We start from the raw sequence: 19,420 nt of genomic DNA, 5'->3' as shown, positions 1-19,420 counted from the left end.
AGTGCTTTACGGCTTTACAGGTCTTGCACCTCGTTGGTCTACGCGGCTTTCTGGCGAATAAGCGCCTGTGCGGCAGCCAGCGATTTCTCAGCGACGTCACCGCCTTTGCTTAGGCCTTCCGCGTAGATAAACTCGATATCTTGAATACCCATAAGACCGAATATATGGCGGATGTAGGCGCTCTGGGTATCCATTGCAGTGCCTTCGTAGATTCCGCCTCGAGCCGCAAAAACATAAACTTTTTTGTCTTCTAATAGACCCTGCGGGCCGTTCGCGGTGTAGCGGAATGTTTCACCAGCGCGAGCAACGTGATCAATATACGCCTTAAAGGTAGACGGCACGCCAAGATTATAGAGCGGCATGCCGAGCACAATAATGTCAGCCTCGCGCAATTCATTTATTAAGGCATCGGACTCGGCGACAACCGCTTGCTGAGTGGCGCTGCGCTCAGCTGCGGGGGTGGTGAATGCGGAAAAGCGCTGGCCGTCGAGGTGTGGCAAGGGCGTGGCGTGTAAGTCGTGGCGGAGCAGCTTGCTAGCGTCGCTACGCGCTTGCAGCTTAGTAACAAATTCATTAGCCATTTTGCTTGATTGGCCTTGTTCGCCAAAAAGGCTGCTATTAATCTGGAGGATCGTTTTCATCGTGGGTGACTCCTATTTGAGCGATAGATATCGTGCTGTTGAGCTCATTAAACTATTGATAAAGTTGTTTAAAAAGCGCAATTTATTGGCCTAACCAATCAAGAATTTAGATGTATGAGCGGACCTAGAACGAGTCTTGAGCAGTGGCACTGCTTTTTGGCGGTGGTTGACGAAGGTAGCTATGCCCGCGCCGCCGAGGTTTTGCATAAAAGCCAGTCGGCGGTGACCTACACCATCCAGAAAATGGAAGAGCAGCTGGGGGTGAGCGTATTTGAAATTCGTGGCCGCAAGGCTGAGCTAACCGAGGCGGGGCAAATGTTATACCGCCGCGGACGTGCGTTGATTGACGAGGCGCTGCGTCTTGAAAAGTCCGCGAAATCGGTTGCGGCGGGCTGGGAGCCGCAATTACGCATTGTTTGTGACACGCTGTTTCCCTCTGGGGTAATGCTGGATTGTCTCGATGATCTCAGTACGCACTGCCCAAATACTCGTATTGAATGTATTGAATCGGTGCTCAGCGGCGCTGAAGAGGCCCTGCTAGAGCGGCGTTGTGACGTGGCGATTACCGGTATTGTGCCGCCGGGTTTTTTGGGGGATCACTTAATGCGGATCAAGTTTATGGCGGTGGCCAAGCACGATCACCCTCTTCATCTATTGGGCCGGGAATTAGATTACCGTGACTTGCGGCCGTTTCGGCAGATTGTGGTGCGGGACTCGGGTGTGCGGCGCCAACGGGATTCGGGGTGGTTAGATGCGGCGCAAAGACTTACGGTTAGTCGCATGGATACCTCGATCAATGCAGTGTCCAGAGGTGTCGGGTTTGCGTGGCTGCCCGCGGTGGCCATGCGCGATGAACTGGCGAGCGGCTTAATAAAGCCGCTACCAATGGTTGAGGGCGGCGAGCGGCATGCAGACTTGTTTTTGATTTTGCCAAATCGCGATTTGGCGGGCGCCGCAGCGCTGCGTAGCGAAGCATTTATCAAAACCGCGGTGGCCAATTTAGTGTGCTAAATACCAAAGGTATTCACCTAATGTTATTTGTGGTGATGGGTCAAAACGTCGGGTGTTGTGCGTTTGAGGGTTAAATCATGAGTCGCCAGCAGCAATATGTTCTTATGGGGCGATATAATCGCGACATGAATCAGCGGCTGTTTGCCGCTGCCTGCAAACTTGACGACGACCAATTACGCAGCAATATGGGGGCGTTTTTTCAGTCGATACTGGGTACCTTCAACCATCTTTATGTGGCAGATGTAATGTGGCTGAAGCGCTTTGCTGCGCCGCCATTTAACGAAGCTACTTGTTTGGACATGGTCGAATTAATAGAAACGCCCCAGGCATTGAATCAGATTGTGTATTCGCAGTTGGATGCTTTGTTGCCGGTCCGTAAGAACCTAGACACGGCTATCTGCCAATGGACAGAAGTGCTGGAGGAGGCAGATTTTGATCGGCGCTTTGCCTATAAAAACAGTAAAGACGCTCATTTCTGCAAACCCTTTGGCTTGGTCTTGCAGCACTTTTTTAATCACCAAACCCACCACCGAGGCCAGTTGACCACGTTGCTAAGCCAGCAAGGTATGGATGTGGGCGTCACGGACTTTTTGCTGTGGGTTGATGAGATTGATTTTGCTGCAGTGAATTAAGAGCGGGCCGCGATGGGCCGCAATATCGCGCGATTAAAAAATAGGCCCAGGCTGATACTTCGCGCAAGATTAAAGGCGCAGAAACTCAGCCATAGGCCGTGATTTCCGAGTTCCTTGCTTATAAGCCATACCGGAAGATATACCAGCGCAACACTCGCAAGCATCGTCCATTGCATGGTTTGGGTTTTTAGGGCGCCAATAAAAACACCGTCTAGCAGGTAACTGGGGGCGCACAGCAATGGCAATATGATAAGCCAGTTGTAGTGCTGGCTGGCGATATGTTGAACGGCGTCGATGTCGGTCATCAGGGCCAGGATAGCGGTTTCGCCTAGCCATAACAGTGCGCTGGCAATAAGTGCGGTGGCGACGCAGTAACGCGCACAACATTGGCAGATTCTTAGTAAAGCGTTGGGCTTGCCTTGGGAGTATGCCTCGCCCACCATGGCTTCTGCGGCGTGGGCAAAGCCATCCATGCCGTAGGCGCTGACCAGCATAAGTTGCAGTAAAATTGCATTCGCGGCCAAGGTGCTTTGGCCAAAGACAGCGCCTTGCGCAGTAAAAAACGCAAAGCTAAATAACAGCGCGGCAGTTCGAATAAAAAGGTGCACATTGTTATTGAGTAGCTGCTTTAGTGCGGGCCCGTATTGCCAGCTGTATCGCAGGCCTTGCTTAAAACTCGCGATTAGCGCGCCGCGCACGGCCCAGAGACCAATACCTAGCCCGCAGTACTCGCTGATGGCACTGGCGAGCGCGGCACCATCACTACTCATCTCTAGGCCAACGATAAAAATCCAGTCTAGTATTATGTTCACGCCATTGGTCGTGACTGCGATAATCAGTGGCCAGCGTGTTTGTTGCCGGCCTATTAGCCAGCCGACTATGACATAGGTGCATAGCACCGCTGGGGCGCTAAACAGGCGAATATGTAAATAGCTTTGCGCTAAAGGCTGCAGTGATTCAGGGGTGTTCATTAGGCGCAGGCCAATATCGCTGAGTGCTAATCCGCCGATCCCGATACAAAGGGCGATAAATAGGCTGTGCGCAGCGGCTTTTAACAATAAGGCGTTGGCGTCTTTGGGCTTGTTTAAAAGTTGGGCGCTAGCGCCGGTGGTGCCCATGCGCAAAAATCCAAAGCCCCAATACAGAAACGCCAATAAGCTGGTACTTATGGCCACGGCGCTTAGGTACCGGCTGTCACTGAGATGGCCGAGTATCGCTGTGTCGACAAGACCTAGCAGAGGTACCGACAGATTGGCCAAAATCATCGGCCACGCTAATGCCCACACGCGGGGTGCAATACCGGTTTTTAGCTCAGGATTGGTGTTATACGGCATTGCTATTCAAATGTTGGATTGTGCTGGATTGTAGCGTGCGTCGCCGCTCTCACCAAATCTAAGCCTTTATTTGAGGCGAGATGCAGGTGAATTGCACAAAAACAGGGCCGGGTTAACGCGAGATGTTAATTGCTTGCAATTAGATTTATGTCTATATCTTGTGGTTGATGGCTCGCCAGAGCACTTTAGTTAGTAATATGGCGGGAAAATAATGCCGACAAAGGCTTGGATCATTGTGCTTTAGGGTGCAGCACAGTAGCGCTGGTGTATTCAACGGGTTTATAATTGCGGCGTTTTGTCGCACCCAAAGCATTCTAAGCGGGTTTGCGCTGCACAAATAACAACAGATAAATCCTTAATTCGGCCGCTAGGCTGGCTGAGAGGAATTGTCTTTGCCTGTTTCAGAGTCCAATTTAGCGATTGCGTTCCATGGCGGGGTAAATATTGTGTATAGCAACAACTGCAGGTTTAGCGGCGGGGTCTTTATTCAACTATACATGGAGACACGGGAGATGTATTTACAAGCGAGACGGCTTTTAAAGCTGGCGCTTAGTCCTGTGCTAATGCTGCTAAGCCTTTTTAGTACCGGCGCATGGGCCGAAGAGGGCGCGCGTTGGCAAACTAATATGACCCCTGGAATCACCGAGGTTGGTCATCAAATTTACGATTTGCATATGTGGGTTTTCTACGTCTGCGTCGTAACGGGCATTTTGGTTTTTGGCGTGATGTTTTATTCGGTATTTGCCTACCGTAAAGACCGTCATCCTGAACCAGCGACCTTCCACGAAAACACCAAAGTGGAAATTGTCTGGACTATCGTTCCGTTTCTGATCCTGTTGATTATGGTGGTTCCTGCTACTAAGACTCTGATCGAAATCTACGACACCGATGACGCTGAACTCGATATCTTGATCACTGGTTATCAGTGGAAATGGAAATACGAGTACATCAATCCAAATGGCGACAATGTTAGCTTTTTCTCAAATTTGCTGACTGATGGTGCAGAAATTGCCAACACTGAGGAAAAGGGTTCTAACTATTTGTTAGAAGTCGATGAGCCAGTGGTCATTCCGGTCAACAAAAAAGTTCGCTTCTTAGTTACTGCCAACGACGTATTGCACGCTTGGTGGGTACCGGCTTTGGCCGTTAAGCGCGATGCGATTCCCGGTTTTATCAATGAAGCTTGGACGAAAGCGACTGAAACCGGTGTTTACCGTGGTCAGTGTGCCGAGCTTTGTGGTCGCAACCACGGCTTTATGCCTATTGTTGTGAATGTGGTTGAAGAGCAAGAATACAACGCTTGGATGGCCGAGAAACAAGCTGCTGCTGCTGAAATCAAAGAGCTGATGGCGAAAGATTTCAGTTTGGATGAATTGGTTGCTCGCGGTAAGAATGTTTACACCAGCAGCTGTTCAGCTTGTCACGGCGCAAGCGGCGAAGGTGGCGTTGGTAAAGCAATTGCAGGTAGCCCGATAGCGACTGGTCCTTTGAAAGGACATATGGAAGTTGTTGTTCATGGTGTGCCTGGCACTGCGATGCCGGCGTTTGGTAGTCAGCTTAACGAAGTTGATCTTGCTGCGGTTATCACTTACCAGCGCAACTCGTTTGGCAACAACATGGGCGACATGTTGCAGCCAGTTGACATTTACAAATTCAAGAAAGGTCAGTAGGGGGATACACCATGGGTGCTCATCACGGACCTGCTAAAGGTTTAACTCGGTGGTTATTTACCACCAACCATAAAGACATTGGTACGATGTACTTGTGGTTCAGCTTTGCGATGTTCTTACTTGGCGGCTCGTTCGCCATGATTATTCGCGCTGAATTGTTCCAGCCTGGCCTGCAAATTGTGCAGCCAGAATTCTTTAATCAGATGACGACCATGCACGGTCTTGTCATGGTCTTCGGCGCCATTATGCCTGCCTTTGTCGGCTTGGCTAACTGGATGATTCCGCTGATGATTGGCGCGCCAGATATGGCTTTGCCACGGATGAATAACTGGTCTTTCTGGATATTGCCACCAACGTTCTTGATGTTGGCCTCTACCCTGTTTATGGACGGTGGTGGTCCAAACTTTGGCTGGACGTTCTACGCGCCATTGTCGACGACTTATGCGCCACCAAGCGTGACCTTCTTTATCTTTGCGATTCACGCTATGGGTATTTCGTCGATCATGGGTTCTATTAACATCATTGCTACTGTTGTAAACATGCGCGCGCCTGGTATGACTTACATGAAGATGCCAATGTTTGTATGGACGTGGTTGATTACTGCATTCTTGTTAGTGGCGGTTATGCCAGTACTGGCGGGCGCAGTAACGATGATGCTGATGGATATTCACTTTGGCACCAGCTTCTTCTCTGCCGCAGGTGGCGGTGATCCAGTATTGTTCCAGCATGTATTCTGGTTCTTTGGTCACCCTGAAGTATACATCATCATTCTGCCTGCTTTTGGTGTGGTGTCTGAAGTTATTCCGACCTTCTCGCGCAAGCCGCTGTTCGGTTATGACTCCATGGTTTACGCCACAGCATCGATCGCCTTCCTGTCGTTTATTGTATGGGCTCACCATATGTACACGGTCGGTATGCCGATTGCTGGCGAACTGTTCTTTATGTACGCCACTATGTTGATTGCGGTACCGACAGCTGCAAAAGTATTCAACTGGGTTACCACCATGTTCAAGGGTTCGATTACCCTTGAAACGCCTATGTTGTTCGCTATTGCGAAGGTATTCTTATTCACTATTGGTGGTTTCTCTGGTCTGATGTTGGCGATTGCGCCCGCTGACTTCCAGTACCATGATAGCTACTTTGTTGTAGCCCATTTCCACTACACCATGGTTGCTGGTGCGATATTCGCGTTGTCTTCTGCTGTGTACTACTGGATTCCAAAGTGGACCGGTAAGATGTACAACGAGACTATGGGTAAGACCCATTTCTGGATCTCGTTTATCGGCTTTAACCTGACCTTCTTCCCACAACACTTTGTGGGTCTGGCTGGTATGCCGCGTCGTATCCCAGATTACAATCTGATGTTCGCCGACTTTAATATGATGTCGTCCATCGGTGCGTTTATCTACGGCTCTAGCCAGCTGTTGTTCTTGTTCAATATCGTTAGAACAATTACTCACGGCAAGCCAGTTACCGACGCAAAAGTTTGGGAAGGTGGTACAACATTGGAATGGACAGTGCCCACGCCCGCGCCATACCACACCTTTACTACACCGCCAGAAGTGAAATAAAGAGGCTCGTGTAACATGGCGCAAGTAACAGACAAAAACATCGCAAAACTAAGTATTAAGTTACTGGGTTTGGTCGTGGTCATGTTTGCCTTTGCCATGTGGGTGATGCCCCCGCTTTACAATGCACTTTGTGAGGTGTTGGGCATCAACGGTAAAACCGGCCAGCAATATACGGTAGTTGATAGTCAAATCGATACAAACCGTACCGTCAAGGTGCAGTTTGTTGCGCAAAACAATGAAGCAATGCCTTGGGAGTTTTCGCCAAACACCAGCCAAGTTGAGGTACACCCCGGTGCATCCTCACATGTAACGTATTATGCGAAGAACACGCAGGATCGTTATATGGTGTCACAGGCAATTCCCAGTCTTGTTCCGTCCCGCGCCGCTGAATATTTCCATAAAACCGAATGCTTTTGTTTTAACCAGCAGCCGCTGGCAGCAGGAGCCGACGCCGACTTGGCGTTGCAGTTTATTATTGATCGCGATTTACCAGAAGATATCCACGTGATTACCTTGTCCTACACGATATTTGATGTAACCGAGATGGCCGCGAAACAGGACTCTGTTGCGGCGTCTAAATAAGTAAGAGAGTTTTTCTCTAGCGAGAGAATGGAGACTTAACAATGGCAGGTCAAAGCAAAACCGGGTACGAAACATATTACGTACCCGACAGTAGTAAGCTTGCTGTAAGCGCGTCGATAGGTATGACCACCACAGTTTTCGGTGCAGCCAGCTTTATCAACGACAACAGCTACCGCCCCGGTGAAGAAACAAATTCCAGTTTTATTTTATTTGCTGGTTTAATTTGGCTCGCCGCGACGTTGTTCACGTGGTTTAGCATTACCATTCGGGAAAACCGTGCAGGCATGAACAGTGCGCAGCTTAAGCACTCTTATGTGTTGGGTATGCAGTGGTTTATTTTCTCTGAAGTTATGTTCTTTGGTGCCTTTTTTGGCGCCCTGTTCTACATCCGTAACTTAGCTGGGCCTTGGTTGGCTGGTGAAGGCGACGCGGGTGCGATGAATGGTTTGTTGTGGCCCGGATTTGAATACAATTGGCCTATGCTGACTACACCGCAAGATGCGATTGGCGGTGTACAGGCGCAAGCAGCGGCGGGTCACTTGGCGAATAACGGTGTATTTACCGGCGCTGAAAAGGACTTGTCTTTCCCCGGTTTTGCCCATATTGCCCATTGGTTGCCGTTGTATAACACCATTATTCTATTGGCTTCGAGCTTTACCTGTCACATTGCACATGTGGCGATGAAGAAAAATGACCGTAAGAAATTCAATGTGTGGTTATTTATCACCGTTGCTATGGGTTGTACTTTCCTATACTTACAGTACATGGAATATCACGAAGCACTGTTTGAATACGGCATTCACCTGAATAGTGGTGTTTACGGTACCACCTTCTTCATGTTGACCGGTTTCCACGGTTTCCACGTGGCGATGGGTACCTTCATGCTGTTGGTACAATGGTTGCGCTCAACCAGCAAAGGTCACTTTAGTGCAAATGACCAGTTTGGCTTTGAAGCCTCGTCTTGGTACTGGCACTTTGTTGACGTAGTTTGGGTCTTCTTATTCCTGTTTGTTTACATTCTCTAATCATTTACTGCTGACGAGATGGTAACGCTGGCCGTTAAGGTTTATTTGCATTGCAGATAGGTCTTAACGGCCAAGTCGTATATGGGGTTTTAGGGAGCCTGCTGAGTGATTGGGGCATCTTGTCCATGGCGCTGATCCCAGGGTGCTTTTGAGCCCAATTGGCCGGTGTAAAAACCATAGACGATAAATGCCATTAGCATTACCGCAAGTACCAAGCGCACACTCAGTGATTGCCAAGTGCGCATGGTCCTACCCTTATCTTGTATGAGAAAAAACAAACCGCTGAACAGGCTAATTACTAGCCCGATGAAAAGCACAACGATGACAATCTTTAACCACATGCTGGCGAGCCTCTTCAATAGTTCGCCGCAGTATACACAATAGGATTTGAAAAATGCGGCCTTCGCCCAGCAGATTCCAATGGCAGTTTGACTGGAAGTCCGTGCTCGCGATTGTACTGATTTTGCCGATTCTACTGAGTTTGGGATTTTGGCAGCTGCGCAGGGCTGACGAGAAAGCTGCATTATTGGCCGATTTTGAGCAGCGACGGAATCTCGCACCTGTCGCAATAAGAAACGTCACTGAATATCAAAATTACCTGCCAGTAACCGCAACCGGCGAATTTGACCCCCAGCGTTATTGGTTGTTGGATAACCGGATTTCTCATGGTCGATTCGGTTATGAGATAATGGCGATTTTTACGTTAGCTGATGGTCGCGAGCTCTTGGTCAATCGCGGATGGCTTGCAGGTGACCCATCGCGGCAAACATTACCAAGGGTCGCAATACCCAGTGCTCGGCTCCAAATTCATGGTGAGTTGTACCGCAATACAGAAAAGGCATTTAGTTTAGGCGGCGAGCTTGTAACGGATTCATGGCCTCGCCGTAAGCAATGGCTAGATCTTGATGACTTGAACGGCGAATTCCCGACGCTATTGCCAACGACCTTGCGGCTAGTGGAAGGGAGTGATGGCGCCCTTGAAGTTGAGCGAATGGTCGTCAATGTAACACCAGCCAAACATACCGGCTATGCAGTGCAATGGTTTGCCATGGCGCTAGCACTGGGGCTGATATTTATTTTTCGCAACAGTAATTTAGGCGAACTGCTGAAGCGACGTAAAAGCAAAGAGAGCGAAGATCAATGACCTTACCGAGCGAAACCAAGCGCAGTAAAAAACTGCTTACCATTATATTAACTATTCCGATTGCCGTAATTCTGCTCTCCAGCGCGGTATTTTATCTCGCTAAGCAAGATATTATTTCCTTCACAACGGTTAACCGCGGTGTGCTTATTAATCCGCCAATGCAGCTCGGTGATTTACACCCGGCGCTTCGCGATGGTAGTGAGTTTCTGTTTAACCGCGCCGAGTCTCGCTGGGTATTTATGGTTGTTGGTGGCCGTGATTGCCGGGATGCCTGCGAGCGCATGCTCTACCTCACTCGCCAGACTCATACCGCGATGGGTAAAAAAGTGGATCGCGTTGAGCGTATTTATCTTGCAACCGATGGCCCGTTATCGCCGCAATTACGTGATTTCCTAGAAGCTGAGCACAGTGATATGACCGTGCTACAGGCTGATGGCTCAGTATTCTTACGCAACTTGAAGAATCTTGATATTAACCCATTTGATTCAAGTACTTTTTACATAGTAGACCCTATGGGCTGGGTGATGATGTATTATCGCGCGGCAGATATGGAGCAGCTTACCCTGACTAGTTTGGGTAAGGATGTGCTTAAAGATATGGGGCGCCTGATCAAATAGTTGGCGCAAAACTGCTAGCAAAAGAATACACGGTAGAGAACGATGGCTATATTTAACACCGCAGCGCAGCGCAAAGCAGGATTCCGTCTAGCGCTCTTCTCCTGCTTTGTCGCAGTAATTGTCTTGGCGATGGGGGTATTCACGCGCTTGGCCGATGCAGGCTTAGGTTGCCCCGATTGGCCAACCTGCTACGGCCATGTGCTGTGGCCAACTGCTGACCATGAAGTAGCGCGTGCCAATGAAGCATTCCCGGATATGCCGGTGGAGCACGATAAGACTTGGCCGGAAATGATTCACCGCTATTTGGCATCGAGCCTTGGACTGTTAACGATTGGTCTAGTCGTTTTTTCTTTGCGTCAGCGCAAACCAGAACAGCCACTAAAACTGCCCTTGTTTATATTGGCGTTTATCATATTACAGGGCATGTTTGGTATGTGGACGGTCACCTTAAAGTTGTGGCCGCAAGTTGTTACCTCCCACCTTCTCGGCGGCTTCACTACCTTGAGTTTGCTGTGGCTGTTGACCCTGCGTTTGAATAATCAGCACTGGCAAATACCGGCGATAAGTGAAGCTAAGTTACAGGCTCTAAAACCCTTAGTTTTGATGGGTTTAGTTGTTGTCGTTTGTCAGATTGCCCTTGGTGGTTGGACTACCGCAAATTATGCGGACATCGCCTGCCCGGATTTCCCGCGGTGCCAAGGTTCATGGTTGCCGCCAATGAATTTTCGTGAGGGCTTTAACATAGCGCAGCATATTGGACCGAACTATTTGGGTGGCACCATGGATAACGCGGCACGGGTGGCGATCCATTTCAGCCACCGAATCGGCGCTATGGTGACAGCCGCGTATTTAATCTTTCTGTTTTTCAAATTACGTGGGCTTGGTATTGCACAGGCTCGCACGGCGGCTACGGGCATGTTAATGATCTTGATTGTGCAAATTGCGTTGGGCATTAGCAATATTGAATTTAGCTTCCCGATAGGCGTGGCGGTTGCACACAATTTAGTCGGTGCAATTTTATTGCTTAGCCAAGTGACCATCAGTTACTTGGTATTTACAGCGGTGGTTAACCGTGAGGGAGTTCGAGTATGACACAGCCACAATTGGCAGCGACCTGGCGGGATTATTACGAACTCTGTAAACCCAATGTTGTTTTGTTAATGTTGCTTACTTCGGTGATCGGTATGTTTATGTCGGTGCCCGGCATGGTACCTTGGAATGCGCTAATATTTGGCAACCTCGGTATCGCCCTCTGCGCCGCGGCGGCAGCAGCTATTAACCACCTTGTCGACAGTCGGATCGACTTGGTTATGGCCCGCACGCACAATCGTCCTATTGCTCAAGGCCGTGTGACAAACCGTAATGCTGGAATATTTGCAGCGGTAATTGGTATTGCGGGCATGGCCATTTTGTTGATTATGGTCAATGCGCTTACCGCGTGGTTGACCCTCGCCTCCTTGCTTGGTTACGCGGTGGTTTATACCCTGTATTTGAAGCGGGCCACACCACAAAATATCGTGATTGGTGGTATTGCGGGTGCAGCCCCGCCGCTGCTTGGCTGGACCGCTGTCACCAATGAAGTGCATGGTCACGCATTGCTACTGGTGCTAATAATCTTTATTTGGACGCCGCCACATTTTTGGGCTTTGGCCATCCATCGTCGCGACGATTACGCCAAGGTAGATATTCCCATGCTGCCGGTTACCCACGGCATTGCCTATACCAAATTACACACCCTGCTCTACACCATTTTATTGTTCGTGGTGACACTGCTGCCCTTTGCAACAGGTATGAGTGGATCCTTGTATTTGCTCGGTGCCGTTTGTTTAGGAGTGGGTTTTCTCTATTGGTCGATTGTGTTGTTGCGGGGTAAAAATCCGAAGGCGCCGATGGCGACCTTCAAATATTCGATTATTTACCTGATGGCGCTGTTTATGATCATGCTTTTAGATCATTACTTGCTACCAGCAGTGAGTATTTTTGAGGTTGAAATGCGATGACAGACGATACAACATCCACTGGTAATGGCGCTGCAGAACGTCAACGCGGAATCCGAATGACGGTTCTCGCGGTTGTCGCAATGGGCATTGTGCTGGTGGCAGGATTTTTTTACGCCGCGACCCGCGCGCGAATGATGACGGCGGAGGAGCTTAAATCTCAGGGTGCTTATCTCTATGAGAATCCGCGAACATTGCCAAATTTCAGTTTGCTCGATGACCGTGGCGAAGCGCTCACGCCAACGTCGATGGAAGGCAAGTGGAACCTAATATTCTTCGGTTTCACTTACTGCCCGGATGTTTGCCCAACTACCCTCGCCCAGTTAAAGGCTTTTTATCAAGAATTGGAGCCAGCGGTACAGGCCGATACGCAAATCTGGCTAGCCAGTGTGGATCCCGCACGGGATACGCCAGAGCAACTGCACAGCTATTTAGACTTCTTTCATCCAGCGTTTCGGGGAATTACCGGCGATTTTCTCGAGGTCCACCGCTTTGCGACGTCACTGAATATTCCGTTTACCAAAGTCCCTGGTGGCGGCAGTAATTATCAGGTGGAGCACAGCGCAAATATTGCATTGGTGAATCCAAAAGGGCACTCGGTGGGATTCTTTAAAGCACCTCTGGAAATCAGTAAACTAAAGCGCGCATTCCTGTCTATTCGCGAATACAACTAGACCGCGTGGAGCGCAATATGGCTCCGGTTTAATTGCTGCGCCGATACCCCGGCGCGAATTGCCCCAGTACAAATAAACACCCCGCGGTCAAGACAATACTTGGCCCGGCTGGGGTGTCCCAGTACCACGCTCCTGCTAAACCACCGCACACCGCAATTGCGCCAACAAGTGTTGCTAGTAGCGCAGCTTGTTCTGGGCTGCGCGCAACTCTGGCCGCCGCTGAGGCGGGGATAATGAGCATTGCAGTAATTAATAAAACGCCGACGATTTTCATTGCTACAGCAACGGTGGCAGCGACCATCAGCATCAATAGCAGCCGTAGCCGCTTAACCGCAAGTCCTTCAATCTCTGCTAGCTCCGCGTGTGCACTGATCGCGACAAGCGCAGGCCAGTAACGCCAGAGTAGTGCCAGAACGAGCGCGCATATAATCGCTAAGTTGACTAAGTCTTCCGACAAAATAGCGAGCAAATCGCCAAATAAGAAGGCGTTTAAATCCACGCTTTGGTTGTCGATAAATGACAGGCAAACCAAGCCCAAGGCCAGGCTGCTGTGGGAGAGAATGCCTAGTAGGCTATCCAAGGCGATATTCCGCCACCACTGCAAGGCGAATAATACGGTGGCGATAAATAGGCAGGTAAACAGAACGCTGTACTGTAGGTTGGCCTGCAGCGCCAAGCCAAGGGCGAGGCCGAGTAGCGCTGAGTGTGCCAATGTATCGCCGTAGTAAGCCATACGTTGCCAGGTGACGAGTGCGCCCAAGGGGCCGCAGGCGGCGGCCACTAACAAGCCCGCCATTAGCGCGAAGAGAAGAATATCAATCATGGTGATGGTGCTCGCAAACGACATCACCGTGAATATCGTGTTGGTGGTCGTGATCGTGTTGGTACAGCGCAACGGCTTCGGCGTGGCGGCGACCGAATAGCGCCAGATATTCAGGGTCATTGCTGACTTGTGCGGGGTGGCCGTGACAGCAAATATGTTGATTCAGACAAATAACTGTATCGGTCTGTGCCATGACCCAATGTAAGTCGTGAGAGACCATCAGTACCGCGCAGCCCAATTCGTCGCGCAGAGCGCTGATGAGTTCGTACAGCTCAGTCTGGCCGCTAATGTCCACGCCCTGGGCTGGCTCGTCGAGCACGAGTAAGTTGGGGCTGCTGAGCAGGGCCCTGCTTAGTAATACCCGCTGAGTTTCGCCGCCTGAAATGTCGTGTAGTGGCCGCTCACGCAAGTGGCTTATACCGGTGCGCGCTAATGCGGCGTCGATTTGCTGGCGATTGGATCTCGCCATGGCTAAAAATCGCGACACACTTAATGGCATAAGTGGATTAAGGATTAACTGTTGGGGCATATAGCCGATCCGTAAGCCCGGCCGCCGATAAACCTCACCGCTGTCTGCTTTGCTGAGGCCCAGTGCGACTTTGATCAACGTGCTCTTACCCGCGCCGTTGGGACCAATAATTGTCATGATTTGCTTGGCAGTAAGAGTTAGGCTGATATTGCTCAACAAGTTTTGTTGTTGGTGTTTTAACGATACATTATGCAGGCTAAGTAGGGCTGACTCAGACATGGTGGCGGGCCTCGACACAATGTGCGCAACTGCCAACGACTTCGAGGCTTGCGGTGTCTACCACGAAGCTTTGTTGACCGGCGGCGGCCGAGATTGCGGGATAAATTAATTGTGTATCCAGTTCAATTGCAACTTGGCAGTGGCGACAAATGAGGAAGTGGCCTTGATGGGTGTGGCCGGGCTCATTGCAGCCAACAAAGGCATTGAGAGAAGAGATGCGATGGATCAGGCCATTATCCAGTAAAAAATCCAGTGCCCGGTATACCGTTGGCGGTGCTGGTCGGCGGAGCGCTTCTTTTGCCAGTTCCTCAAGGATGGCGTAGGCGCCAACCGGTTTATGGCTCGCCCATATGGTGACCAATACCTGTTCTCTGATTTTAGTGAATTTAAGTTGGCGTTGCTGACAGAGTTCTCGGGCGCTGTGCAAAGCTTCATCAATACAGTGTTGGTGATCGTGTTGCGTGTTAATGTTGTGCATTACTTTGGGGCGCCCAAGGATTTTGGCAAGAATATAATGTTATAATATTGCATTAGCGTGGAAGTACACAATGGGGAAATTTGTTTGAAAGCAATAGTGTCGGGATTAGTGCTCGTATGGATGTTCGGAAATATGGCTTGGGCTGCCGACAAGCCGGTGATTTTAACGAGTATTACACCTCTGCAATTACTTGTACGTGATATCGCTGGTGACGCTGTCACCGTCGATGTATTGGCGCCGGCAAACGTTTCCCCGCACGATTTTCAGCTCCGCCCCTCAGATATGCAGCGCTTGCGCAGTGCCGATGTGGTGTTGTGGGTTGGTCCCGCGATGGAGTCTTATTTGCAAAAGGCGGTTGCTGAACAAAGCAATGCCGTCGCACTTTACCCCGCACTCAGTCTTGGCGAAGACCCCCATGTTTGGATGGACGCTGAGCAGGTACAGCATATGGCGCGGCGTATCGCCCGCATTCTGTCGGATCGTATGCCGACCCGAGGTGCGTATTTTCATGCCAACGCTGCTCGTTTCAGTACCGAGTTTCGTCAGTACGATAAGCAGTTGCAGATCGATATTGCCCGCTTAAGTGGACGTCCCTATTTATTGCTGCACGATGGTTTCAGCCGATTTGAGCGGCACTATAAGCTCTCCGAGGCTGAAGTCGTTATGCCAACGTCGGACCGCCTGCCTGGAGCACGGCATATTGTTGAGTTGCGGGCGCGTTTGCAACAAGGTGAGTTTGGCTGTGTTTTTCGTGAGCCTCAGTACCCTGCGGCCATGTTAAATGCCTTGACCTCTGGATTGGATATACCAATCATCGAAATCGATCCACTCGGTGTCGAAATAACAAATACGGATGGGTTTCTTGGCTTGTATCGCCAGCTTGGTCGAGCGTTTATCAGCTGCTTCGCAGTATAGGACGTATGCGCAAGACTTAACTATTGGCTAATAGGCTAGTTCATAGCCAGAGTTGCTTGCGCGTTGGTCTTAATTTTTCGCGATGCTAGGCACCGTATAGTGAGTTTGCATATCCAGCTCCACATTCAGTGTGGCTGAAACAACATCTAGCGTTTTTTCCAAAAAGCGATCAGCAGAAGCCTGCGACGCGTATTCAATCTTAGGCTCTGCTATTTGTGTAACAGTGCTTAGATTGTAAGCCAATACCAGCGACTGATTCGCACCTACTTCCGGTTCGGCAGCAGTCGCCATCGTACTGGCAACCAATATTAAGATTGCGCTGGTAAGTTTTTTCATTTTCCTCTCTCCTCTAATCAACCGAGGTCTCTTTTGCTCGGTTCAAGGTAAAAGGTTACCTTGTGTTACATAAGGTAACACAGTTAAGCGAGATGTCTTCTTAAATATCGTTAACAATTGGGTAATGTGGCGGTCACATTGTTGGTTTTGTGTGAATTACGGTAACACTTTGGCTTTGCTGCGAGTGGGAATATTTTGCTGCGGAGGCTCGTGCTACACTCTCCGCTTCCAATGGCGACGTCTTAACTCTCTACTATGACTGTAAAAAAACCTCTGATTTTGGTTGATGGTTCCTCCTACCTATATCGTGCTTTTCACGCGCTACCGCCGCTAAATACCTCGAAAGGGCAGCCAACTGGCGCAATCAAGGGCGTTATAAATATGCTGCGGCGTTTATACAAAGATTATCCAGACTGCCCAATTGCGGTGGTTTTTGATGCCAAAGGCAAAACCTTTCGTGATGATATGTACGACCAATACAAAGCCCAGCGGCCGCCGATGCCAGATGATTTGCGCAGCCAAGTTGAGCCGATCAATGCCATTATCGATGCCATGGGATTGCCGCGCTTGGTGATCGACGGTGTTGAGGCCGACGATGTGATTGGTACCCTCGCGGCGCAGGCGGGCAAAGAGCGGCCGGTACTGGTATCAACTGGCGACAAGGACATGGCTCAGTTGGTCAACGAGCATGTCACCTTGGTGAATACCATGACTGATACGGTTATGAATGTGGCTGGGGTTAAAGATAAGTTCGGTATTCCGCCCGAGTTAATTATCGATTTTCTCGCGCTTATGGGTGACAAGGTCGACAATATTCCAGGCGTTGCTGGCGTGGGTGAAAAAACCGCGCTGGCACTTATTCAGGCGCTGGGCGGTGTCAGCAGCATTTACGAAAATATCGACAAAGTCGCCGATTTGCCGATTCGCGGCGCCAAAGGTGTGGCGAAGAAGTTGGTCGACAGCCATGACAACGCCCTACTCTCTTACACGCTCGCAACGATAAAGTGCGATGTGCCCCTCGATGTGGGGGTGGCAGATCTTTTGCCGACGGCCCCAGACACCGAGCGTTTGTTGGCCTTGTTTAAAGAGTTTGAATTCAAAACCTGGGTTGACGAGTTGAGCCGTGAAGAGCGTAGCGCCGCGATTAGCGCAGAGTCAGGGGGTGGCGAGGTCGTATCTGCGCCCTCAGGCTTGGCGAGTACTGGTGCGCTAGCAGATGAGTTGGCTATTTCTGTCGAGCCCACGCCGCGATTAGATGCTGCTAAATACCATGTTATTCTGACGCAAGCCGATTTTGAATTGTGGCTGACTAAGCTGGCCGCCGCATCGATCTTCGCGTTTGATACCGAAACAACCAGCTTGAATTATATGCAGGCCAGGGTGGTCGGCGTCTCGTTTGCGGTAGCCGCGGGGGAAGCCGCCTATTTGCCTTTCGGCCACGATTATCTCGATGTGCCGGATCAGCTGGATGAGGCTTCTGTATTGGCCCAGCTTAAGCCGCTACTGGAAGACCCTGAGTGCTTCAAGGTGGGTCAAAACCTTAAATACGATGCCAATGTACTGCTTAACCACGGCATTACCCTGCGCGGTATTCACGACGACACCATGCTGGCCTCCTATGTTTTAGATTCCACCGGTAGCCGCCATGATATGGATACCTTGGCGCTGAAATACCTAGATCACACCACCATCCATTTTGAAGATATTGCGGGCAAAGGCGCCAAGCAAATCACTTTTAATCAAATCGCCTTAGAGCAAGCTGGCCCCTATGCGGCTGAAGACGCCGATATTCCCCTGCGCCTCTACCAGGCGTTGCTGCCCAAACTGCAGGCGAGCGAAGGCTTGTTGGCGGTATATCGAAATATTGAGCTGCCCCTGGTGTCGGTGTTGTCTCGAATCGAGCGCAATGGCGCATACGTGGATCGCGAGTTGCTCGGCAAGCAAAGCCACGAGTTGGGCATGAAAATGCAGGCCCTTGAGAAACAGGCCTATGAGCTAGCTGGTGGCGAGTTTAATTTGGCCTCACCCAAGCAGTTGGGAGAAATCTTGTTCGAGCGCTTGCAAATTCCAGTTACAAAAAAGACGCCGAAAGGTGCGCCGTCAACCGCTGAAGAGGTGCTGGTGGAATTGGCTCACGACTATCCTCTGCCCAAGGTGATCCTTGAGCACCGGGGCATGGCCAAGCTTAAATCAACCTATACCGATAAACTTCCGCTACAGATTGATCCCAAAACCGGTCGTATTCACACCTCCTACCATCAAGCGGTGGCGGCGACCGGGCGTCTGTCATCTTCCGATCCAAATTTGCAAAATATTCCCATTCGCAGTGCTGAGGGGCGGCGTATTCGCCAGGCCTTTATCGCGCCGCCGAGATACGTGATATTCGCGGCGGATTACTCCCAAATAGAATTGCGCATAATGGCGCATTTGTCCGGTGATCGCGGCTTGATCGACGCATTTACCCGCGGCGAGGATATTCACCGCGCGACTGCGGCCGAAGTGTTTGGCGTCGCGCCAGGCGATGTTAGTGATGAGCAGCGCCGCAATGCTAAGGCGATTAATTTTGGTTTGATCTACGGCATGTCAGCATTTGGCTTGGCGAGGCAGCTGCATTTGGGTCGTAAAGAGGCTCAGCAATACATCGATCTGTACTTTGAGCGCTATCCCGGGGTATTGCGTTATATGGATGAAACCAGGGTGCTTGCGTCCGAGAAAGGCTATGTTGAAACCTTGTTTGGTCGTCGTCTGCATCTGCCAGAAATCAATGCTCGTAACGGTATGCGGCGCCAAGCGGCGGAGCGTACCGCGATCAATGCGCCCATGCAGGGCACCGCCGCAGATATTATCAAGCGAGCGATGATTTCGGTTGATCAATATTTAAGCAGTAGTGCCGTGGACGCCAAAATGATCATGCAGGTTCACGATGAGTTGGTTTTGGAGGTTGCTCCGGCCGATTTGGCCGTTGTGCAGGCCGAAGTCATACGGCTGATGATGGCTGCGGCCGATTTGGCAGTGCCTTTAGAGGTGGGTGTCGGTGTTGGCGCAAACTGGGATGAAGCGCATTAATCGGGGGTGATGCGCGGAAAGGCAAATATGAGCTGGCTAAAATTTGCGCAATTAGAATTCCGCGTCTAAAGTCATATAGCCGCTATCTTGATGTGCTTGAGGATGGCGCCCGCGTTGGAGACTTGTCTCCCCCCTGACTCCATTTGGAGTAGGATT

At 50.3% G+C, this 19,420-nt stretch carries 20 protein-coding genes; 13 read left to right on the top strand and 7 right to left on the bottom strand.

Annotation, left to right across the window (positions count from 1 at the left end; all coding sequences use genetic code 11):
* Positions 1–38: 38 nt before the first annotated feature.
* The gene (locus ABD836_RS07695) at positions 39–641 is read right to left on the bottom strand and encodes an FMN-dependent NADH-azoreductase (protein WP_344934210.1); all 603 of its coding nucleotides are present in this window, start codon (positions 639–641) and stop codon (positions 39–41) included.
* A gap of 114 nt (positions 642–755) precedes the next feature.
* On the opposite strand from ABD836_RS07695, the gene ABD836_RS07690 reads away from it, so the two are divergent.
* Positions 756–1,652 carry a LysR family transcriptional regulator gene (locus ABD836_RS07690; RefSeq protein ID WP_344934209.1) on the top strand — a complete coding sequence of 299 codons (897 nt, stop codon included), beginning with the start codon at positions 756–758 and terminating at the stop codon, positions 1,650–1,652.
* Between the two features lie 77 nt (positions 1,653–1,729).
* A complete protein-coding gene (locus ABD836_RS07685; RefSeq protein WP_344934207.1) occupies positions 1,730–2,284 on the top strand; it encodes a DinB family protein in 555 nt (184 codons plus the stop codon).
* Here ABD836_RS07685 and ABD836_RS07680 read toward each other — a convergent pair.
* Positions 2,281–3,618, bottom strand: coding sequence for an MATE family efflux transporter (locus tag ABD836_RS07680; RefSeq protein WP_344934206.1), 1,338 nt, complete (start codon positions 3,616–3,618; stop codon positions 2,281–2,283). The genes ABD836_RS07685 and ABD836_RS07680 overlap by 4 nt on opposite strands.
* Before the next feature lie 512 nt (positions 3,619–4,130).
* Between ABD836_RS07680 and coxB the strand changes: the two genes are divergently transcribed.
* Genes coxB through ABD836_RS07660 form a run of 4 tightly spaced genes read left to right on the top strand, consistent with a single transcriptional unit; the run spans position 4,131 to position 8,466 of the window.
* Positions 4,131–5,288: a cytochrome c oxidase subunit II gene (gene coxB / locus ABD836_RS07675; RefSeq protein ID WP_344935016.1), complete on the top strand. Its 1,158-nt coding sequence runs from the start codon at positions 4,131–4,133 to the stop codon at positions 5,286–5,288.
* Positions 5,289–5,299: 11 nt separating this feature from the next.
* Entirely contained in the window at positions 5,300–6,859 is a 1,560-nt protein-coding gene (ctaD, locus tag ABD836_RS07670) for a cytochrome c oxidase subunit I (RefSeq protein ID WP_344934203.1), read from the top strand.
* A 15-nt stretch (positions 6,860–6,874) separates the two neighbouring features.
* Positions 6,875–7,441 (top strand): cytochrome c oxidase assembly protein, encoded by a 567-nt coding sequence (locus tag ABD836_RS07665; RefSeq protein ID WP_344934201.1) that lies wholly within the window; start codon positions 6,875–6,877, stop codon positions 7,439–7,441.
* 41 nt (positions 7,442–7,482) lie between these two features.
* On the top strand, positions 7,483–8,466 hold the full coding sequence (locus tag ABD836_RS07660; RefSeq protein WP_344934198.1) for a cytochrome c oxidase subunit 3: 984 nt from the start codon (positions 7,483–7,485) through the stop codon (positions 8,464–8,466).
* Positions 8,467–8,555: 89 nt separating this feature from the next.
* On the opposite strand, the gene ABD836_RS07655 is transcribed toward ABD836_RS07660, so the two are convergent.
* Positions 8,556–8,807, bottom strand: a complete 252-nt coding sequence (locus ABD836_RS07655) for a DUF2909 domain-containing protein (RefSeq protein ID WP_344934196.1) — start codon at positions 8,805–8,807, stop codon at positions 8,556–8,558.
* Positions 8,808–8,860: 53 nt separating this feature from the next.
* Between ABD836_RS07655 and ABD836_RS07650 the strand changes: the two genes are divergently transcribed.
* Genes ABD836_RS07650 through ABD836_RS07630 form a run of 5 tightly spaced genes read left to right on the top strand, consistent with a single transcriptional unit; the run spans position 8,861 to position 12,898 of the window.
* Positions 8,861–9,610, top strand: coding sequence for an SURF1 family protein (locus ABD836_RS07650; protein ID WP_344934194.1), 750 nt, complete (start codon positions 8,861–8,863; stop codon positions 9,608–9,610).
* On the top strand, positions 9,607–10,227 hold the full coding sequence (locus ABD836_RS07645) for a hypothetical protein (protein ID WP_344934192.1): 621 nt from the start codon (positions 9,607–9,609) through the stop codon (positions 10,225–10,227). Before ABD836_RS07650 ends, ABD836_RS07645 begins: the two co-directional genes overlap by 4 nt.
* Before the next feature lie 42 nt (positions 10,228–10,269).
* A complete protein-coding gene (locus ABD836_RS07640; protein ID WP_344934191.1) occupies positions 10,270–11,319 on the top strand; it encodes a COX15/CtaA family protein in 1,050 nt (349 codons plus the stop codon).
* On the top strand, positions 11,316–12,227 hold the full coding sequence (gene cyoE / locus ABD836_RS07635; RefSeq protein WP_344934189.1) for a heme o synthase: 912 nt from the start codon (positions 11,316–11,318) through the stop codon (positions 12,225–12,227). Before ABD836_RS07640 ends, cyoE begins: the two co-directional genes overlap by 4 nt.
* A complete protein-coding gene (locus ABD836_RS07630; protein WP_344934187.1) occupies positions 12,224–12,898 on the top strand; it encodes an SCO family protein in 675 nt (224 codons plus the stop codon). Before cyoE ends, ABD836_RS07630 begins: the two co-directional genes overlap by 4 nt.
* A 28-nt stretch (positions 12,899–12,926) precedes the next feature.
* On the opposite strand, the gene ABD836_RS07625 is transcribed toward ABD836_RS07630, so the two are convergent.
* The 3 genes from ABD836_RS07625 to ABD836_RS07615 are packed head-to-tail and all read right to left on the bottom strand — an operon-like array spanning position 12,927 to position 14,947.
* Positions 12,927–13,721 carry a metal ABC transporter permease gene (locus ABD836_RS07625; RefSeq protein ID WP_344934185.1) on the bottom strand — a complete coding sequence of 265 codons (795 nt, stop codon included), beginning with the start codon at positions 13,719–13,721 and terminating at the stop codon, positions 12,927–12,929.
* Positions 13,714–14,469 (bottom strand): zinc ABC transporter ATP-binding protein ZnuC, encoded by a 756-nt coding sequence (znuC, locus tag ABD836_RS07620; RefSeq protein WP_344934183.1) that lies wholly within the window; start codon positions 14,467–14,469, stop codon positions 13,714–13,716. The genes ABD836_RS07625 and znuC overlap by 8 nt, the downstream gene beginning before the upstream one ends.
* A complete protein-coding gene (locus tag ABD836_RS07615; RefSeq protein WP_344934181.1) occupies positions 14,462–14,947 on the bottom strand; it encodes a Fur family transcriptional regulator in 486 nt (161 codons plus the stop codon). Before ABD836_RS07615 ends, znuC begins: the two co-directional genes overlap by 8 nt.
* Positions 14,948–15,031: 84 nt before the next feature.
* On the opposite strand from ABD836_RS07615, the gene ABD836_RS07610 reads away from it, so the two are divergent.
* Positions 15,032–15,862, top strand: coding sequence for a zinc ABC transporter substrate-binding protein (locus tag ABD836_RS07610; RefSeq protein WP_344934179.1), 831 nt, complete (start codon positions 15,032–15,034; stop codon positions 15,860–15,862).
* Positions 15,863–15,931: 69 nt separating this feature from the next.
* Here the strand turns inward: ABD836_RS07610 and ABD836_RS07605 are convergent, their stop codons facing one another.
* A complete protein-coding gene (locus ABD836_RS07605) occupies positions 15,932–16,198 on the bottom strand; it encodes a hypothetical protein (RefSeq protein WP_344934177.1) in 267 nt (88 codons plus the stop codon).
* 255 nt (positions 16,199–16,453) lie between these two features.
* Between ABD836_RS07605 and polA the strand changes: the two genes are divergently transcribed.
* Positions 16,454–19,264, top strand: coding sequence for a DNA polymerase I (gene polA / locus ABD836_RS07600; RefSeq protein ID WP_344934175.1), 2,811 nt, complete (start codon positions 16,454–16,456; stop codon positions 19,262–19,264).
* Positions 19,265–19,420: the final 156 nt, after the last annotated feature.

This window comes from Zhongshania borealis (assembly GCF_039539625.1).
In the GTDB taxonomy this organism is placed as follows: domain Bacteria; phylum Pseudomonadota; class Gammaproteobacteria; order Pseudomonadales; family Spongiibacteraceae; genus Spongiibacter; species Spongiibacter borealis.
This window is presented reverse-complemented; position numbering and strand designations above follow the sequence as displayed.

What these genes read in the sequence shown, in the direction of transcription:
- ABD836_RS07695 (WP_344934210.1), bottom strand. Translation starts at nt 641, where the DNA reads ATGAAAACGATCCTCCAGATTAATAGCAGCCTTTTTGGCGAACAAGGC.
- ABD836_RS07690 (WP_344934209.1), top strand. Translation starts at nt 756, where the DNA reads ATGAGCGGACCTAGAACGAGTCTTGAGCAGTGGCACTGCTTTTTGGCG.
- ABD836_RS07685 (WP_344934207.1), top strand. Translation starts at nt 1,730, where the DNA reads ATGAGTCGCCAGCAGCAATATGTTCTTATGGGGCGATATAATCGCGAC.
- ABD836_RS07680 (WP_344934206.1), bottom strand. Translation starts at nt 3,618, where the DNA reads ATGCCGTATAACACCAATCCTGAGCTAAAAACCGGTATTGCACCCCGC.
- coxB (WP_344935016.1), top strand. Translation starts at nt 4,131, where the DNA reads ATGTATTTACAAGCGAGACGGCTTTTAAAGCTGGCGCTTAGTCCTGTG.
- ctaD (WP_344934203.1), top strand. Translation starts at nt 5,300, where the DNA reads ATGGGTGCTCATCACGGACCTGCTAAAGGTTTAACTCGGTGGTTATTT.
- ABD836_RS07665 (WP_344934201.1), top strand. Translation starts at nt 6,875, where the DNA reads ATGGCGCAAGTAACAGACAAAAACATCGCAAAACTAAGTATTAAGTTA.
- ABD836_RS07660 (WP_344934198.1), top strand. Translation starts at nt 7,483, where the DNA reads ATGGCAGGTCAAAGCAAAACCGGGTACGAAACATATTACGTACCCGAC.
- ABD836_RS07655 (WP_344934196.1), bottom strand. Translation starts at nt 8,807, where the DNA reads ATGTGGTTAAAGATTGTCATCGTTGTGCTTTTCATCGGGCTAGTAATT.
- ABD836_RS07650 (WP_344934194.1), top strand. Translation starts at nt 8,861, where the DNA reads ATGCGGCCTTCGCCCAGCAGATTCCAATGGCAGTTTGACTGGAAGTCC.
- ABD836_RS07645 (WP_344934192.1), top strand. Translation starts at nt 9,607, where the DNA reads ATGACCTTACCGAGCGAAACCAAGCGCAGTAAAAAACTGCTTACCATT.
- ABD836_RS07640 (WP_344934191.1), top strand. Translation starts at nt 10,270, where the DNA reads ATGGCTATATTTAACACCGCAGCGCAGCGCAAAGCAGGATTCCGTCTA.
- cyoE (WP_344934189.1), top strand. Translation starts at nt 11,316, where the DNA reads ATGACACAGCCACAATTGGCAGCGACCTGGCGGGATTATTACGAACTC.
- ABD836_RS07630 (WP_344934187.1), top strand. Translation starts at nt 12,224, where the DNA reads ATGACAGACGATACAACATCCACTGGTAATGGCGCTGCAGAACGTCAA.
- ABD836_RS07625 (WP_344934185.1), bottom strand. Translation starts at nt 13,721, where the DNA reads ATGATTGATATTCTTCTCTTCGCGCTAATGGCGGGCTTGTTAGTGGCC.
- znuC (WP_344934183.1), bottom strand. Translation starts at nt 14,469, where the DNA reads ATGTCTGAGTCAGCCCTACTTAGCCTGCATAATGTATCGTTAAAACAC.
- ABD836_RS07615 (WP_344934181.1), bottom strand. Translation starts at nt 14,947, where the DNA reads ATGCACAACATTAACACGCAACACGATCACCAACACTGTATTGATGAA.
- ABD836_RS07605 (WP_344934177.1), bottom strand. Translation starts at nt 16,198, where the DNA reads ATGAAAAAACTTACCAGCGCAATCTTAATATTGGTTGCCAGTACGATG.
- polA (WP_344934175.1), top strand. Translation starts at nt 16,454, where the DNA reads ATGACTGTAAAAAAACCTCTGATTTTGGTTGATGGTTCCTCCTACCTA.